The sequence below is a fragment of the Streptomyces sp. NPDC002265 genome, assembly GCF_040296125.1.
Classification (GTDB): domain Bacteria; phylum Actinomycetota; class Actinomycetes; order Streptomycetales; family Streptomycetaceae; genus Streptomyces.
In genome coordinates this window covers 1-1,362 of the sequence record NZ_JBEOWS010000701.1, presented here as the reverse complement: position 1 = coordinate 1,362, position 1,362 = coordinate 1, and the positions used below count along the sequence as shown (strand labels likewise).

At 72.2% G+C, this 1,362-nt stretch carries 1 protein-coding gene; it reads right to left on the bottom strand.

Annotated elements, in window-relative coordinates:
• Positions 1-1,349, bottom strand: a 1,349-nt coding sequence (locus tag ABT085_RS46380) for an acyltransferase domain-containing protein (protein WP_351623269.1), incomplete at its 3' end; no start/stop codon positions are given.
• Positions 1,350-1,362 lie beyond the last annotated feature (13 nt).

Here is a 1,362-nt window from a genome sequence, read left to right as displayed (position 1 = left end):
AGCGCCGCCGCCCGGCCGAAGCCCCACACCTGCGACTGCAGCGGACGGTCCACGCGGTCGGAGCGGCCGGTGGCCACCGCGCCGCGCGTGGCGCACCACAACGGGACATCGACACCCGCGTCGCCGAGCGCCTGCACCAGGCAGAGGGTCGCGGCGAGGCCGTGCGACAGGCCGGGGTGACCGGCCGAGGCAGTCTCGTCCTCGGCGAGCAGGGACAGCACGCCGGTCAGCGGGCCGACGCCCGCCAGTTCGCGAGCCAGCGTGCCGCGGTCGGTGCCGGGACCGGCGACGAGCGTCACCAGTTCCAGGCCGCGCTCGCCGAGAGCGGTACGCACGGAGGCGGTCCACTCGCTCTCGTCGGCCACGACGAGCAGCCAGGTCCCGGAGGCACCGGGCTGAGGGAGCGGCCCGAGCGGCTTCCATGTCACGCGGTAGCGCCAGCCGTCGACCACGGACTGCTCGCGACGCTGACGGCGCCACGCGGACAGCCGGGGCAACAGCGCGCTCAGCGAGGCGTCCGCACCGACGCCCAGGGTCGCGGCGAGGGACTCCGCGTCCTCGCGCTCCACGCTGTCCCAGAAGCCGGAGTCCGCCGCGTCGGCCGGAGTGGCCGCGACCAGACCCTCGTCCGCGGCCTCGCCCGCATCCAGCCAGAAGCGCTCGCGCTGGAAGGGGTAGGTGGGCAGGGCAACGCGGTGAGCGCCTGGGAAGAGGGCCTGCCAGTCCACTTCGGCGCCGCTGACGTGCAGTTCGGCGAGCGCGGTGACGACTGCCTGCTGCTCGGGGCGGTCTGCCCGCAGTACGGGGATGGTGACGATGTCGTCCACACAGTCCTGCGCCAGGCCGCTGAGGACACCGCCGGGACCGATCTCGACGAAGGTCTGCACTCCCAGGTCGTGCAGGGTCCGGACACCGTCGGCGAAGCGCACCGCTTCACGCACGTGCCGCACCCAGTAGTCGGGGGTGTACGCCTCGGCCAGGCGACCGGTGAGGTTCGAAACGACCGGTATCCGGGGCTCGTTGAAGACCAGACAGCCGACGACCTCCGCGAACTGCTCCAGCATCGGGTTCATCAACGGCGAATGGAACGCGTGACTGACCTTCAGGCGGGACGTCTTACGCCCCTGAGCGGCGAACGCCTCGGCAATCGCCGCAACCGCGTCCTCTGTACCGGAAATGACCACGGACCGAGGGCCGTTGAGCGCCGCGATGCCGACCTCGCCGGTCAGATGCTGCAACACCTCGTCCTCGGTGGCCTGGACCGCCGCCATCGCGCCACCAGCGGGAAGAGCCTGCATCAGCGCGGCGCGCGCCGACACCAGCTTCACCGCGTCGTCCAGCGACAACACGCCCGCCACATGC